The sequence below is a fragment of the Micromonospora sp. BL4 genome (assembly GCF_003667505.1).
In the GTDB taxonomy this organism is placed as follows: domain Bacteria; phylum Actinomycetota; class Actinomycetes; order Mycobacteriales; family Micromonosporaceae; genus Micromonospora.
Map to the genome: position 1 here is coordinate 16209 of NZ_RCVJ01000115.1, position 14863 is coordinate 31071.

At 76.2% G+C, this 14863-nt stretch carries 13 protein-coding genes; 3 read left to right on the forward strand and 10 right to left on the reverse strand.

Annotated features, from left to right (window positions below; genetic code table 11):
* Window positions 1-54: 54 nt before the first annotated feature.
* Window positions 55-1473: an RtcB family protein gene (locus EAD89_RS12250; RefSeq protein ID WP_121675787.1), complete on the forward strand. Its 1419-nt coding sequence runs from the start codon at window positions 55-57 to the stop codon at window positions 1471-1473.
* A 30-nt stretch (window positions 1474-1503) separates the two neighbouring features.
* Here the strand turns inward: EAD89_RS12250 and EAD89_RS12255 are convergent, their stop codons facing one another.
* Window positions 1504-1932, reverse strand: a complete 429-nt coding sequence (locus EAD89_RS12255) for an archease (RefSeq protein WP_121675788.1) — start codon at window positions 1930-1932, stop codon at window positions 1504-1506.
* Between the two features lie 84 nt (window positions 1933-2016).
* On the opposite strand from EAD89_RS12255, the gene EAD89_RS12260 reads away from it, so the two are divergent.
* Window positions 2017-2619 (forward strand): MBL fold metallo-hydrolase, encoded by a 603-nt coding sequence (locus EAD89_RS12260; RefSeq protein WP_121675789.1) that lies wholly within the window; start codon window positions 2017-2019, stop codon window positions 2617-2619.
* On the opposite strand, the gene EAD89_RS12265 is transcribed toward EAD89_RS12260, so the two are convergent.
* Together EAD89_RS12265 and EAD89_RS12270 are read right to left on the reverse strand one after the other, a co-directional pair.
* Window positions 2586-3332 (reverse strand): B3/4 domain-containing protein, encoded by a 747-nt coding sequence (locus EAD89_RS12265; RefSeq protein ID WP_121675790.1) that lies wholly within the window; start codon window positions 3330-3332, stop codon window positions 2586-2588. The two genes, EAD89_RS12260 and EAD89_RS12265, sit on opposite strands and share 34 nt — an antisense overlap.
* 8 nt (window positions 3333-3340) lie before the next feature.
* Window positions 3341-3952 (reverse strand): LysE family translocator, encoded by a 612-nt coding sequence (locus EAD89_RS12270; protein ID WP_121654302.1) that lies wholly within the window; start codon window positions 3950-3952, stop codon window positions 3341-3343.
* Window positions 3953-4013: 61 nt separating this feature from the next.
* On the opposite strand from EAD89_RS12270, the gene EAD89_RS12275 reads away from it, so the two are divergent.
* Window positions 4014-5543 carry a PLP-dependent aminotransferase family protein gene (locus EAD89_RS12275; RefSeq protein WP_199733493.1) on the forward strand — a complete coding sequence of 510 codons (1530 nt, stop codon included), beginning with the start codon at window positions 4014-4016 and terminating at the stop codon, window positions 5541-5543.
* Window positions 5544-5594: 51 nt separating this feature from the next.
* Here the strand turns inward: EAD89_RS12275 and EAD89_RS12280 are convergent, their stop codons facing one another.
* The 7 genes from EAD89_RS12280 to EAD89_RS12310 all read right to left on the reverse strand — a co-directional run bounded on the left by EAD89_RS12280 (window position 5595) and on the right by EAD89_RS12310 (window position 14846).
* Window positions 5595-7016 (reverse strand): DUF6297 family protein, encoded by a 1422-nt coding sequence (locus tag EAD89_RS12280; protein WP_121675791.1) that lies wholly within the window; start codon window positions 7014-7016, stop codon window positions 5595-5597.
* Window positions 7013-7630, reverse strand: a complete 618-nt coding sequence (locus EAD89_RS12285) for an ABC transporter ATP-binding protein (protein ID WP_233578551.1) — start codon at window positions 7628-7630, stop codon at window positions 7013-7015. The genes EAD89_RS12280 and EAD89_RS12285 overlap by 4 nt, the downstream gene beginning before the upstream one ends.
* Before the next feature lie 80 nt (window positions 7631-7710).
* The gene (locus EAD89_RS12290) at window positions 7711-10089 is read right to left on the reverse strand and encodes a tetratricopeptide repeat protein (protein ID WP_121675793.1); all 2379 of its coding nucleotides are present in this window, start codon (window positions 10087-10089) and stop codon (window positions 7711-7713) included.
* Window positions 10086-11852 carry an ABC transporter permease subunit gene (locus tag EAD89_RS12295; protein WP_121654065.1) on the reverse strand — a complete coding sequence of 589 codons (1767 nt, stop codon included), beginning with the start codon at window positions 11850-11852 and terminating at the stop codon, window positions 10086-10088. The genes EAD89_RS12290 and EAD89_RS12295 overlap by 4 nt, the downstream gene beginning before the upstream one ends.
* On the reverse strand, window positions 11849-13129 hold the full coding sequence (locus EAD89_RS12300) for an extracellular solute-binding protein (protein ID WP_121675794.1): 1281 nt from the start codon (window positions 13127-13129) through the stop codon (window positions 11849-11851). The genes EAD89_RS12295 and EAD89_RS12300 overlap by 4 nt, the downstream gene beginning before the upstream one ends.
* Window positions 13126-13830, reverse strand: a complete 705-nt coding sequence (locus EAD89_RS12305; RefSeq protein WP_121675795.1) for an ATP-binding cassette domain-containing protein — start codon at window positions 13828-13830, stop codon at window positions 13126-13128. Before EAD89_RS12305 ends, EAD89_RS12300 begins: the two co-directional genes overlap by 4 nt.
* A 23-nt stretch (window positions 13831-13853) precedes the next feature.
* A complete protein-coding gene (locus tag EAD89_RS12310) occupies window positions 13854-14846 on the reverse strand; it encodes a YafY family protein (protein WP_121654062.1) in 993 nt (330 codons plus the stop codon).
* Window positions 14847-14863 lie beyond the last annotated feature (17 nt).

A 14863-nucleotide genomic window follows, 5' to 3' on the forward strand; every position in this document is an offset into this window, starting at 1 on the left:
ACCGCGAGGGCGCCAATCGGGTGTACCGGTGGGCGCGGCGGGTAGCCGCCCGGCATGGAGCTGGTCCAGGAGTCGCCGTACCGGTTCCGGATCGACCGGGAGGCGCCGATGCGGGTGCCCGGTGTCGTGTTCGCCGTGCCGGAGCTGCTGCCCGACGTCGGCGCCGACCGGTCGCTGGACCAGGTGACGAACGTGGCCACGCTGCCCGGCATCGTCGAGGCGTCGTACGCCATGCCCGATGTGCACTGGGGTTACGGTTTCCCGATCGGTGGCGTCGCGGCCACCGACGTCGCCGCGGGCGGTGTGGTCTCGCCCGGCGGGGTGGGCTTCGACATCTCCTGCGGGGTCCGGCTGCTCACCGCCGAGCTGGACCGGGCGGAGCTTCCCCGGGTCATCGACGCGCTGATGGACGGTCTGGACCCGGCCATTCCGCGCGGCATGGGTCGGGGCGCGGTCTGGCACCTCGCGGACCGCGCCGAGCTGGACGCGGTGCTGCGCGGCGGCTCCCGGTACGCCGTCGAGCAGGGGCACGGGGTGCCCCGGGACCTGGCCCGCTGCGAGGACGGCGGCGCGGTGGCCGACGCCGATCCGGCGCAGGTCAGCGAGCGGGCGGTGCAGCGGGGGCAGGGCCAGGTCGGCAGCCTCGGCTCCGGCAACCACTTCCTGGAGGTGCAGGCGGTCGAGGAGGTGTACGACGAGCCGGTCGCCGCGGCGTTCGGGCTGCGTCAGGGGCAGGTCTGCGTGATGATCCACTGTGGCTCTCGAGGGTTGGGTCACCAAATCTGCACCGACCACGTACGGATCATGGAACGGGTGATGCCCCGGCACGGCATCGAGGTGCCGGACCGGCAGCTGGCCTGCGCACCGGTGGATTCCCCGGAGGGGCGCGCCTATCTGGGCGCGATGGCCGCCGCGGCGAACTACGCGCGGGCCAACCGGCAGCTGCTCACCGAGGCGGCCCGCCGGGTCTTAACCCGGGTCGCCGGGACCGACCTGGACCTGGTCTACGACGTGTCGCACAACCTCGCCAAGATCGAGGATCACGAGTGGGACGGCGGCGCCCGGCGGCTCTGCGTGCACCGCAAGGGCGCCACCCGCGCGCTGCCACCCGGTCACCCGGACCTCCCCGCCGACCTGCGCGACGTCGGGCAGCCGGTGCTGATTCCCGGCTCGATGGGCACCTCGTCGTACGTGCTCACCGGCGTCGCCGGCAATCCGGCGTTCGCGTCCACCTGTCACGGCGCCGGCCGTACCCGCAGCCGGGGCGAGGCCACCCGCGCCGCGCGGGGCCAGGACGTGCGGCGTGACCTGGCGGCGCGGGGCGTGGCCGTGCGCGGCGCGTCCCGCAAGGGGCTGGCCGAGGAGATGCCGGAGGCGTACAAGGACGTGTCGGCGGTGGTGGAGGCGGCCCGGGGCGCGGGGCTGTGCCGACTGGTCGCCCGGCTCACGCCGCTCGGCGTGGCCAAGGGCTGACCGATCAGCCTGGCGCGCACGCAGCGGCGCTCAGACGTCCAGGGTGACCGCGCACGACCACCCGGCGGCGTCCGGGCCGACGCGCAGCTCGTGCAGCGACACCGCCTTCGGCACCGCGCCGACCAGCTCCACCGCTTCGGTGCTGGTCGACCGCCAGCGCGCCCGCAGGCCACCGTCCCCGGTCGACCGCACGTCGCAGTCCAGCGGCAGGGCGCCCTCGGCGTCCAGCCGGAAGATCACCTCGTCCAGCAGGCCGACCAGCAGGTCCTCGTCGTCGCCGGGCGGCAGCTCGAATTCGGTGTCCGCCTCCGCCCGGGCGCCGCTGATGTCCGCGAACGTCTCGACCAGCGCGGCGACCGCCTCGGCCAGGCACGCCTCCCGGTCCGGCGCCCACGCCTCGACCCGTACGTCGGCGGTGTGCGGCACGCTCCGGTGCCCCCGTTGCGTCGAGCGCTGCATGCCCCGATCATGCCCGTCGGTGGTGCCGCGCCGCCCGGATCCTCGGGGACCACGGCGGTCCGGCCGGCGACGTACCGTCGTCGGATGCGGATCACCCGGTTCACCCACTCCTGCGTTCGCGTCGAGCACGACGGCGGCGTGCTGGTCGTCGACCCCGGCACGTGGAGCGAACCCCGCGCCCTGGCCGGCGCGGACGCCGTCCTGGTCACCCACGAGCACACCGACCACGTCGACGTGCTGCGCCTGGCCGGCCTGGGCGTCCCGGTGTACGCCCCGGAGGGCGCCCGGCTGCCCGACCTCGCCCCGCTGCCGGTGACCCGGGTCCACGCCGGGCAGCACTTCACCGCGGCCGGCATCACCGTCACCGCCCACGGCGGCCGGCACGCCGCCATCCACGAGGGCCAGCCCGACTGTCCCAACCTGGGCTACCTGATCGGCGACGGGCTCTACCACCCGGGCGACGCGCTGCACGTGCCGGACGAGCCGGTGCACACCCTTCTGGTGCCGGCGCAGGGGTCCTGGCTGCGCCTCGACGAGGCGATCCGGTTCGCCCGCGAGGTGGGCGCCGACCGGGCGTACCCGATCCACGACGCGCAGCTCAACGAGCGCGGCCTGGCCAGCGTGGCCGGCTGGTTCGCCGAGACGATTCCCGGCTACCGCCACCTCGTCCCCGGCGACACCGCCTGACCGTCCGCGCCGTCCATGGCCGTCAGGTCGAACCGGGGCGTCGCGGCGGTGAGCACGGCGGCCCGGGCCGCCGTGGACCACCCGCCGGCCAGCTCCGCCACCAGCGTCGCGACCAGCCGAGTCACGTCCGCCTCGGCGCCCGGGTGCAGCGCCTCGGCCACGATCAGCACCGACGAGGTGCCCTCCCGCACAGCCGACCAGCCGCTCTGCCGGTTCGTCCAGCGCCGGGCGTGGGCACGGCCGGTGGCGTCTACGAAGGTCACCTCACCCGGGTCGGGGTGCTCGGTGTCGCCGGCGAAGCTCAGGTACTCCTCGTCGCCGTGGGCCGGCCGCACCACCAGGTCGCCGTCGACCCGGTCCAGGTCGAGCGCCGCCACCGGGATCGCGTACGCGGCCGAGACGGCGTTGCAGAGGTCGACCAGGGGGTGCAGCCGGGGCAGGTCGCCGTCCAGCCGCAACCGGCGCAGCAGCGCCTCGGCCGCGCACCGGTACCGGGTGGGGCGCAGCCCCATGGCCGCGTACGCCCGCCGCCACGCCTGGATCTCCGGGAACCCGCTCTCGGCGCCGCCGGCCAACCGTTCCCGGGCGACGGCGAGATGACTGGCCGTCCGCTGCGCCACGTCGGCCGTGGCGGTGATCCCGGTGGCCCGCACCACGCCGGCGACCAGATCGGGGTACGCGGCGCGGAGCTGCGCGGAATGCTCGAACTGCACGGTTCTTCCTATCGTTCGGTGAGGGCGAGGGTCACGCCGAGCGCGACGAACGTGCCGGCGACGGACCGGCGCAGCCAGTCGGTGACCCGCGGCCGGGTCAGCACCCGCTCGCGGAGCCGGGCCGCGAAGACGCCGTAGCCGCTGAACACCACGAAGGTGAGCAGCATGAACACCGCGCCGCAGGCGAGCATCGAGCGGGTCGAGCCCGGTGCGGTGGTGTCCACGAACTGCGGCAGGAACGCGACGAAGAACAGCGTCGGCTTCGGGTTGAGCAGATTGACCAGCACCCCGGAGACGATCACCCGGGCCGCCGAGCGCGGTGGCGCGGCGGTGGACGTCGCGAAGGCGCTGCGGTCCCGCGCGGTCGACCAGCCCAGGTAGAGCAGGTACGCGACGCCGAGGTACCGCACCACCTCGAACGCCGCCGCGCTGGCCTGCAACAGCGCGGCCAGCCCGGTCAACGCCGCCAGCAGGTGCGGCACCACCCCCAGCGTGCAGGCGAACGCGGCCAGCACGCCGGCTCGGGCGCCCCGGGACAGCCCGGCGGAGAGGGTGAAGAACACCCCGGTGCCCGGAGTGATCACCACGATCAGCGTGGTGACCAGGAACGGGATTGTCACGGTCGTCCTCCGATGCCTCGGTGGTGCTGCCTGATCTCCACTCTGCTGCCAAGATGGTCCGGTGAGCAGGGCCAAACCGAGGGTGTCCGAGAGGTCCATAACGGCCGGCTCGGACTTCCTGCACCTGACCATCACCGACGCCCCGCCGGGCGGGCGGGCCGACTGGCTGGCCGGGCGGCTGCGCCAGGCCATCGCCGACGGGCGGGTGCCGGTCGGTGGGCGGCTGCCCGCCACCCGGGTGCTCGCCGCCGACCTCGGCGTCTCCCGGGGCGTGGTCACCGAGGCGTACCAGCGGCTGACCGAAGAGGGACATGTCACCGGTCGGGGCCGCGCCGGGACGGTGGTCGTCGCCGCCCCGGCCGCGCCCGCCACGCCGGCGTCCGCCCCGGCGGCCGTGCCCGTGCCGGCCGCGCTCTTCCCATCCGCTCCGGGCAGCGACATCTTCGACGCCGTACGCGCGGCGAGCGCGACCATCGACCTGACGCCCGGCGTACCCGACCTGGCCGCCTTTCCGCGCGCGGACTGGCTGCGCGCCGAACGGACCGTGCTGCGCCACCTCGTCGCGGCCGACCTGGGCTACGGCGACCCGTGCGGCACGCCCGCGCTGCGCCGGGCCGTGGCCGCCTGGCTGGCCCGCAGCCGGGGCGTCGCCGTCGACCCCGCCGAGGTGATCATCGTGGCGGGCGTGTCCCAGGCGCTCGGGCTGCTCGCCCAGGCGCTCGGCCCGGCCGGCGTGGACCGGATCGCGGTCGAGGACCCGGGCTCGTTGGGCGTACGGCAGCACCTGAACAACTGGGGGATCCCCACCCCGCCGGTCGCGGTGGACGGCGCCGGCCTGCGCGTAACCGAGCTGGCCGCCAGCGGCGCGCCCGCGGTGATGCTCACTCCCGCGCACCAGTTCCCGACCGGCGTGGTGCTCGACGGCGACCGCCGCCGCCAACTCGTCGACTGGGCCCGGACCGGCGGTCTGATCATCGAGGATGACTACGACGCCGAGCACCGCTACGACCGACCGCCGGTGCCGGCGCTGCGCGGCCTGCTGCCCGAGCAGGTCTGCTACGCCGGCAGCGTGTCCAAACTGCTCGCCCCGGCGCTGCGGGTCGGCTGGCTGCTCGTGCCGGCCCGCCTCCGGGAGGCGGTGGTCGCCGCCAAGCGCAACGCCGACCTGGGCAACGCCGTGCTGCCGCAACTGGTGCTGGCGGAGCTGATGACCTCCGGCGCGCTGGAGCGACAACTACGGCTGCTGCGACGCCGACACATCCGTCGCCGCGACGCGATGATCGCCGCGCTGACCCGGCACCTGCCCGCTGCGACCGTGCACGGCGCGGCCGCCGGGCTGCACCTGATGATCACACTGGACGCCGAGCTGGCCGACACCGAGCTGGCCGCGGCGACGTTGGCCCGCGGCGTGAAGGTGCAACCGCTGTCCTGGCACTGCCAGCGGCCGCACCGGTCAGGTCTGGTGCTCGGCTACGCGGCGAACACCGCATCGGACATCGAGGAGGGCGTCGCGACGATCGCCGGCGCGCTCCGCCAGCTCGACGCCTCCGTCGGCACCCCCGAGGCGGCGCAGAGGTCGAGACGATCATGAACATGGTCCGCCGGCTGGACGGCTGAGCCGCCCCGGGCGAACCCCGCGCGGTCAGCCCAGGAACAGGCGGACCAGGACCAGTACGGCGAGCAGCGCCGGCCCGCGCCCGCCCTGGCGCAGCAGGTCGACCGGGATCATCCCGAACGGCGTGTTCACCGTCGCGCCGCCATAGTTGATCGGTGGTCGGGTGCCGCTGCGCCACGCGGCGGCCACCACCCCGAGCGCCAGCACCGGCCCCAGCCAGGACGGCCCACCGTCGACCGTCGGCACGGTCAGCAGCCACCACAGCCCCGCGCCGATCGCCGGCACCACCACGTGGATCCCCCGTAGCGCCGCGTCGCTCCCGCCGAGCGCCCGGCGCAACCCCGGCGACCGGCTGATCGACCGCAGGCCACCGGTCAGCCGGTCGGTGGCGAGGTAACCGAACACCACCTGCGCGGCGCCGGCCAGGCCGGGCAGGGCGAGCGCGGCGGCGTACTGGACGAGGATCAGCGCCGTCCAGATCAGCAGGGCGCTGGGGTGCCGGCGCAACCGGCGCACGTCGGCCTGGAGCATCGCCCACCAGCCGGGGCCGGGAAGGAACCGGCGGCTCCGCACCCGGCCGATCTGCCGCCAGCGCCGGCTCTCCACCAGACCGGCGAGCATGCTCGGGTCGAGCAGGATCGTGGCCGTGGCGGCGGCGTTGGCGAACTGCGCGCCGGTCGTCAGCGTGGCCCGGTCCACCCGGGGCAGCGCGCGTACCGCCAGGACGGTGGCGGCGACCGCGAGGGGCACCCCGACGGCGACCAGCGCGGCGGCCGGCGACGCCGCCGGCCGGGGCAGCCCGTCACCGAGGCGGCCGACGACCACCACCAGCGCCGTGACGACGGCGGCCGCCACCACCGGCACCACCCCGGCCAGCGTCGGCCACCGCCGGCCCGCACGGCTGCCCTGGGCGACGACGCTGGAGGCCAGCGCGGTCGCACCCCAGCCCGCGCCGGCCGCCGCGGCCCAGCTCAGGGCGGCCAGGTCGGTGACGCCACCGAGCGCCGCCACGCCCACCCCGACCAGCGCCGTGCCGGCCGTCGCGGCCGTCAGCAGAACGGCGAGGCGCGGCGCCAGCCAGGCCCGCCGGTCGATCGGCGCGCTGGTCACCCAGCTCTGCGTCGCCGGGGTCACCAGCAGCGGACCGAGGGCCCGCAGGCCGCGCCAGGCGAGCCCGGCACCGGCCAGCAGCGCGGCGACCGCCAGCCACCAGCGCACCCCCGGATCGGCCCGGCCGACGGTGGGCGACTCCAGCATGTCGCGGCTGGCGCTGACCGCGAACCAGCCGTACATGCCCACGAAGAGGACCACGACGTACGCGTCGCCCAGCACGTCGCTCAGGGAGTGGTCGTGGTGCCGGCGGCGGGCCCGGCGCAGGTGCGTACGCACCTGCCGGGCGGTGGGCACGCCGGCCGGCGCGTCGGCGAGGGTTGCCGGCGGGGCGGTCACCGGCCGATCTCGATGCGCTCGTCGACCACCGCGTCGATCAGCTCCGGGTCGTGCGAGGCCAGCAGCACGGCGGTGCCCGCGTCCCGTTCCCGGCGCAGCCGGTCGGCCAACCACTGCCGGCCGCGTACGTCCAGCCGCTGCTCCGGCTCGTCCAGGATCAGCACCCGGCGCGGGCGTACGAAGCAGGACGCCAGCGCCAACCGGCGGCGCTGCCCACTGGACAGGGTCACCGGCAGCTGGTCGCGGGCCGGTTCCAGGCCCAGCTCGGCGAGCACCTCCTCGACCGGCTCGGCGTTGCCGCCGTGCGCGTACGCGACCAGCTCCAGGTGCTCGACCACGGACAGGTCGGGGAAGAAGTCGATGTCGTCAAGGGCGGCCGCCACCAGCGCCCGTACCTGGGGATCGGTCTCGTCGGCTCGGCGACCCTGCACCAGCACCTCGCCCGCGTCCGGCCGGTCGGCGCCGACCACGCAGCGCAGCAGGGTGGTCTTGCCGCTGCCGTTGGGGCCCAGCACCACCGCGATCCGGCCCGCCTGGAGCGTGAAGCTCACGTCGTCGAGCACGACCAGGTTGCCGAAGTTGCGGCCAAGTCCCCGCACCGAGAGCGCATCCACGAGCACACACTCTCCCAGACCCCCGCAACCGACCAACCCGAGCGACCCACATCACGCGGGCGCCCCGGGCTCAGCGCGGATCATGGCCCGGTCACCGGCAGGTCGCTGTCGTCCTCCAGCCGGCTGTCCGCGGCGGCCTGCCCGTCGGCGTCGCCGACCTCCTCGGCCACCGCCGCCGCGTCCGCCCAGTGCCGCCGTGCCTCGACGCGGTCGCCCAGAGCCGCGGCGGCGTCACCCAGGTAGAGCAGGGTGCGTGCCAGCCCCGGGGTGGGCCGGCTCTCCTCGCGCAGCCGCCGGCCCTCGGCCAGCAGCTCGTACGCCGCCCGCGCCTGCCCCGGCGCGGCGGTCAGCAGCGTCGCCCCGGCATTGAGCAGCGCCGCCGCCCGGCTCGTCGGGTCGCTCACCGACTCGTACTCCCGCAGCGCGGCCCGCCACGCCTGCGCGGCGTCCAGGTGCTCGCCGAGGGCGGCGTGCACCAGCACCAGGTTGGTCAGGGCCGCCGCGTAGCCGCGGGCGTCACCCACCGACCGGAACGTGTTCGCCGCCCGCACCAGGTGGTGGTGCGCGGTGTCCAGCTCGCCCCGGGCCAGCTGCGCCGCGCCCAGGCCCAGATCGGTGAGCGCCAGCCCGGCCCGGTCCGCCCCCGAGCGGTGCCGGCGGGACAGCTCCAGATGCTCCACCGCGTCGTCGAGCTGCCCCAGGTCCAGCAGGGCCAGGCCGAGGTTCATCCGGGCCTGGGCGGTGCCCCGCCGGCCCCGCTCGGCCACCGCGAGGGTGAGCGCGGCGGCAGCGCCCTGCGGATCGTGCCGGCGCCGGCGCAGCACCCCGAGCTCGTTGTGCGCCCAGCCGGCGATCTCCGGTCGGTCGTCGGCGGTCGGGGTGGCCAGCACGGTGCGGCAGACCTGCTCCCACTCGTCCAGCCGCTCGACGTGCGCCAGCCACCCGCACAGGGCCACCGCCAGCCGGAACCACCACCGGCGCACCCGGCGGGGCAGCGTCTCGGCCGCGCCGGCCGGCACCCGGACCACCGCCAGCAGCAGTTCCTGGTGCAGGTCGAACCAGCCGTACGGGTCGTCGTCCAGCGGCAGGGACCACTCCCGGTCCGGTGGGGAGCCCAGCACCGCCAGGTTGGCCGCGTGCCGTTCGGCCCGCCGGGCCAGGTGCCGGGTCAGGCGGGCCTGCGCGGCGACCCTTGCCCGGGCCGGGTCGGCGTCCCGCAGGTGCAGCCGCGCGTTGCCGGCGAGCAGCGGGCGGATCTCGTACCGGTCGCCGGGCGCGCCGACGACGAACGCCGCGGCGGCCAACTCGTCGAGCAGCGCGGTGACCCGTTCGCGGTGCCGACCGGCCAGCGCGGCGATGGCGGGCCGGTCCACCGGGGCGGGCGCCAGCGACATCAGCCGGTACAGCCGGCGGGCCTCGCGGGTCAACGCCCGGTACGCGGTGTCCCGTTCGGTGACCAGCCGGGCCGCCGGGGAGACGGCGACCCGCTGGTGCGGCGGCGTCTGCACCGCGCGGCGCAGCGCGTCCAGGACGTCGGCGTGCCGCCAGCCGTGCTGGGCGGTGCGGTAGCCGAGCGCCCGGACGGTGCGCGGCTGCCGTCCGCACACCTCGACGATCTCGCCGACCGCGGGGTCGGTGCGCGGGTCGGCGCGGCGGACCCGCGCGGCCGGCGCCGCCCCGCCCGCGGCGGCGAACAACTCGACCGCCTCGGCCGGGCCGGGCTCGGCGATCCAGTGCGTGACCACCCCCTCCAGCCCGCTCAGCGCCGGGCCGCCGGCGAGCAGCAGCCGGCAGGTCCGCGCGGTGGGCGGAAGCAGCGGCCGGACCTGCTCGGGTCGGTCGACGTTGTCCAGCACCAGCAGGATCTTGCGGCCGTCGAGCTGGCCACGCAGCGCGTCGGCGGCGACCGCGAGGGCGTCCGGCCGGCCGGAGATCGGCCCAGCGGTGCCCAGCACCCCGGCCAGCGCGGTGAGGACCTGCCGGGCGGACCGGGGGCGACCGCCGCGGCGCAGGTCGAGGTAGTACTGCCCGTCCGGGAAGTCCTCCCGGCACAGGTTCGCCGCCTGCACCGCGCAGGCGGAGGTGCCCACGGCGCGCCGGCCCAGCACGGCCACCGCATGCTCCCGGGCGAGTAGCGCGAGCACCGCCTCGACGTGCTCGTCGCGGCCGGTGAAGCCGGCCGGGTAGGGCAGCGTCGGCGCACCGGCGGCGGGTGCGGCGACGACCTCGGTGGGCTCGGGGCTCACCTCCCGACCGGCCCGGCGTCGGCGCATCTCGAACACCACGAAGCCGATCCCGCCGGTGACCACCAGCACGATGCTGGCGGGCCCGAGCACGCTGGCCGCCAGCTCGGAGAGCAGGTTGCTGGCCAGGTTGCCGAGCACCCCGCTGACCAGCGTGCCGACGGCGATCAGCACCGGCCAGCGTGGCCCCCGGCCGGTGCCGGTGGGGCTGGTCACCGGACGCCGCCGGAGACCAGGCCGGCCACGAGCTGCCGCCGGGCGAGCACCACCAGCACCACCGGCAGCACCGAGGCGAGCACCGAGCTGGCGGCCAGCAGACCGCTGTTGCTGACGAAGCCCCGGGTCTGCCCGGCCAGGAAGTGCCCCAGCGGTGCCGCCTCCGGGCCGCTGAACAGCAGGCCCACCACCAGGTCGTTCCAGACCTGGACGAACTCCAGCACGGAGACCGCCACCACCGCCGGCAGGTTGTGCCGGGCCAGCCGGCGCAGGGTGCCCCACCAGCGCCGCCCGCCCAGCCGGGCGCCGCGGACCTGCTCGGCCGGCAGGTCGGCGAACGCGTTGCGCAGCACCAGCACCGCGAACGGGACGCCCAGCGCCACGTGCACCAGGGCCAGACCCCGAGCCGTGCCGGAGGAGAGCACCAGGCCCAGCACCTCGTTGACCGGCCCGGCGATGACCTGGACGGGCACGACGCTGGCCGCCAGCAGCAGCAGCCCGGTGGCCTGCGCGGCCGGCCCGGTCAACCAGGCCAGCGGGTACGCGGCCAGCAGCGCCACCACCAGCACCGTGGCGGTCACCACGGTGGCCAGCAGCAGCGTGAAGGCCAGCGTCCGCCACAGCTCGGTGCCGGTGACCATCTGGCGATACGAGCCGAGCCCCGGCGGCGCCGACCACCAGCCGCGCGCGGCGGAATCCACCCGCCCGTGCAAGGAGGTGGCGACCAGCACCACCAGCGGCACCAGCCAGGCCACCGCGGCGCCCGCCGCGAGCAGCCGGAACACCCGCCGGGGCGGCGCCACCCGGTCCGGGCCCGGCGGCGTCTCGGCCCGCGGCGGGGGCCACGCCTGCCGGACGAACAACGCCGCCACCAGGATCCCGCCGACGACCGCCGCCAGCCACACCACGCCGAGCGCGGCCCCCTCACCGGTGGTGGTGCCGCCGGAGGTCTGCCAGACCCGCAGCGCGAGCACGGCGGCCTCGTCGCGGACCGAGCCGGGAGTCATCACCAGGATCAGGTCGAAGGTGCGGCTGGTGCCCACCGCCACCAGCGCGAAGACCACCGCGACCGTCCGCAGCAGCAGCGGCCGCCACTGCGCGTCCCACAGCACGTGCCGGCGACCACCGCCGTAGGCGCGGACCGCGTCCGCCAGGCTCGGCGGCACCGCGTCCAGCGCCGCCCGGAAGACCAGCACCGCCAGGCCCACCCAGGCCCAGACGAACGCGGACATCAGCGCCACCGTGACCAGGCCCGGCCCGAGCAGCTGCGGGGCGTCCTCGGCGGACCGGCCGGTCAACCGCGCGGCGACCAGCGTGGCCAGACCCCGGGTGGGGTCGGGGTCGTACATCAGCCGGAACGTCACCCCGGTGACGACCAGCGGCAACGCCACCGGCACCAGCAGGATGAGGCGGACCAGGCCACCCTCCTGCGATCGGCGGGACGCGGCGGCGAGCAGGTAGCCCAGCGCCGTCACCACCGCCGGCACCAGCACCGCCCAGAGGACCGTGCGGCCGACCACCGCTCCGGTGTCCGGCGCGGCGAGCGCGGTGCGGAAGTGGGCGGCGCCGACCCAGTGCCCGCCGGTGGTGACACTGGCGTGCAAGGTCCGCAGCACCGGCCACACCACCAGCCCGCCGAGCAGCACCATGGCGGGCAGCAGCAGCGCGGAGGTGGCCCCGGCCGCCGGGTAGGCCCGGCCACGCCGGGCCGGCCCGACGTCGTCGAGGACGGCCAGCTCGCCGAGCACCTTCACCTGGCTCATCGGCCGCCGTCCGCGCTGCGGGCCGCCGCGGCGAGCTGCCCGGTGGCGCGACGGACCGCCTCGGCGGCCGGTACGCCGTCGGTGACGTCGGCGAAGAAGTCCTGCATGATCCGCCAGATCCCCAGCCCGTCGGAGCCGGTGAACGGGCCGGGCAGCTGGTCGGAGAGGTCGAAGCGCAGGGTGCCGGGGGCGCGCATCTCCTCCGCGAGCCGGCGGCGGACCGGGTCGACGTAATCGCCCAGTGGGATGGTGGTGTTCGGGGAGAGGTAACCGCCGACGCGCAACCAGGGCTGGAACGACTCGGCTCTGGTGAGCCACTCGACCAGCTCCACGCCGCCGCGGGCGTCGGCGAACGCCACCGCCGCGTCACCGCCGACGATCAGGGGGCCGCGCGCGCCCGGCCGGGCGCTCGGGAACGGGAAGGTCTCCGGCTCCTCCGGACCGCGTCGGAACGTGCCGATCACCTCGGCGGTGAAGTCGGCCTCGAAGACCATCACCGCCCGCCGGGAGCGCACGACCTGGATCACCGACTCCTCGTACTGGGTGAGCAGGGCGCGGCGGCCGCCGCCGGGGAAGGCGCCGTCGATGCTCCACAGTTCGGCGAGCCGGTCCAGGGCGTCGCGCACCGGTCGGCCCTGCCAGTCGGCGTCCGACCCGGCGAGCGCGTCGTACGCGTCGGGCGTCAGGTCGGCCAGGACGTTCTCGAACCAGTCGGTGAGCACCCAGCCGTCCGCCGCGCCGATCGCCAGCGGCGCCGGGCCGGACCCGCGCCGGGCGAGCGCGCCGAGGGTGCGCGTCAGCGTGACCAGCTCGTCCCAGGTGCCCGGCGTCTCGGGCAGCACCGACGGCAGATGCCAGATCAGCGACTTGTGCGCCGCCTTCACCCAGACGCCGTAGCGCCGCCCGCGGGTCATCAGCAGGTCGCTCAGCCCGGGGGGGACCGCGTACTCGTTCGACGGGCGCACCGGGCTCAACCAGCCTCGCTCGGCGTACTCGGTGACCAGGCCGGGACGCGGCAGGATGGCGACGTCGGGGCTGGTGCCGGCGAGGTGCCGGGCGCGCAGGAACGCGTCGATGTCGTTGCCGGCGCTGACCACGTGCACGGTGCCCGGGTAGCCGGCGACCACCTCGCGGAACCGGTCCAGCTCGTCGCTGCTCCACACCACCGCCACCTGCACCGAGCGGGTGCCGCCCGCGCAGCCGGCCGTGGCGGCCGTGGCGCCGGCCGCGGCGGCCCGCAGCAGGGTACGCCGGGTCACCCGGCCGGCCGGCGTCATCCGGCCACCCCCTCGGCCTCGGTGACCAGGTCGTGCCGCCGCGGGATCTCGGCCAGGGTGGCCGGATCGGCGGTGCACACGAGCACGGCGACTCCGGGCGCGTCCGGTGGGGACAGTCGGGGCAGCAGATCGCCGAGGCGGCTGCCGCCGGCCGGCTCGGTGGGCAGGTCGACGACGAGCACCTCGGGCAGGCAGACGGCGGCCCGGGCGAGGGCCACCCGGAACCGTTGGGCGTCGGAGAGCAGGTGCGGCAGCAGCGCGAGCGTCGGGGCCAGCTCCAGCCGGTCGACCACGGTGGCCGTCCAGTCGTCGGCCACCTCGTGCACCCGTTCGCGTTTGCGCTGGCCGTACTCGATGTTGCGGCGCACGGTGAGCTGGGGCAGCAGCGCGCCGCCGGCGGGCACGTAGCCGATCTGCCGGCGTGGCGGCGGTTGGGCGGTGACGTCCCGGTCGCCGACCACGACCCGGCCGGTGACCGGGGCGGCGAGGCCGGCCAGGACCCGGGCCACGGCCGTGCCGATCCGGGGCGGGGCCACCAGGGCGGCCGTCGTGCCGGCCGGTACGTCGAGGGTCACCGGCCCGGTGCCGGGGACGGCGACCAGTGCGTGTAGCCGTAGCGTGACCCTCACCTCCGGTGACCGCTGGTGACCGTCCCAGGGTGGCACACCGTGCCGACAGTCGATGCCCCGCAGATCTTCCATTGTGGAGAAGATGCCGCGGGCCGCTACCGTGCCGGCTGTCCGCTGGGGGCGTAGAGGGCGGCCAGTCCGGCAGCCGTGGCGGCGAGCCGCTCGCGCAGCGCGACCGGCGTCAGCACCTCCACGTCGGCTCCGAGGCGCAGCAGGTCGCCGTGCGCGTGGGTGAGCGATTCGATCGGCAGCGTCGCGGTCACCCAGCCCCGGGCGTCCGGTGGCCCGGCGCTGGCGTCCACCGCGGCCACCACCGGATCGCTGCCGATCTCCCGCAGCCGTTCCCGGCCGCCCGGGGAGAGCCGCACGGTGGCCTCGTCCTGGTGCAGCCGGGCCCGGAACTGCACGACGTGCGCGCGCCACCAGGCCGGCAGGTCGAAGTCGTCCGGCCGGTCGAACTCCTGGCCGAGGGGGGTCAGCGCGAGGATCTGGTTGACCCGGTAGGTCGCCGGGGCGCCACGGCCGGGCCGGTCGGCCACCACGTACCACCGGCCGCCCTTGAGCACCAGGCCGTACGGCTCCAGCACCCGGGTCACCTCGCCGTCCCAGCTGCGGTAGCGCACCTCGATGCGGTGCTGCCGCCAGACCGCCTCGGCCGTGCGGGCCAGCTCGGGGGAGGCGTCGCCGTCGGCGTACCAGCCGGGCGTGTCCAGGTGGAAGCGTTGCTGGAGCTGGGTGGCCCGGTCGCGCAGCGGGGTGGGCAGCGCGGCGTGCAGCTTGAGTTGCAGCGCGGCCACCACGTCGCCGTAGCCCAGCTCGTCGGCGGGCCCGGGCAGCCCGGCGAGGAAGAGCCGGTCGGCCTCCTCGGCGGTCAGCCCGGTCAGCCGGGTCCGCCAGCCGTCGACGAGTTGGTAGCCGCCGGCGTGCCCGGCCTCGCCGTAGAGCGGGATGCCGGCGGCGTGCAGCGACTCCACGTCCCGGTAGATCGTCCGCGGTGAGACGGCCAACCGCTCGGCGAGCTGCGCGGCGGTGAGCCGGCCGTGCGACTGGAGCAGCAGCAGGAGGGAGAGAAGTCGACTGGCCCGCACTTCACTGACACTAGTTG